The 326-nt window shown below is 31.6% G+C and carries 1 protein-coding gene; it reads right to left on the minus strand.

Translation table 11 applies throughout. The features are described 5' to 3' along the window. A partial coding sequence (locus J1N10_RS21175) for a hypothetical protein (RefSeq protein ID WP_262328704.1) occupies positions 1 to 326 on the minus strand: 326 nt, incomplete at both ends.

Below are 326 nucleotides of genomic sequence, written 5' to 3' on the forward strand. Positions count from 1 at the left end.
ATATCAATGAATTTGATTTACTCAATTTGGTTTCAGTTGACTTAATCTCAGGAATAACACCAGTATAGTTTTTGTTAATTTGTTCTATAAATTCTCCAAAATGATTCTTCAAATATGGTTCAATTAATGATGAAGGTTTCAAATCGGTGGTATCAACACCTCTCTTAGTTAGGTTTCTTTTTATTGTCTTAAACAAAGAAGCCGAAAGACAGTCTTTTCCAAATAATTTAATCGGTTTTACAATTTCAATCTTTGCATGATTTGATATTAATCGGCATACGTCTCCAAGTCGTTTGGTTCTCGATGGTTCAAGTGTCGATTCCCAA

The sequence above is a fragment of the Carboxylicivirga litoralis genome, from assembly GCF_025499605.1.
Classification (GTDB): domain Bacteria; phylum Bacteroidota; class Bacteroidia; order Bacteroidales; family Marinilabiliaceae; genus Carboxylicivirga; species Carboxylicivirga litoralis.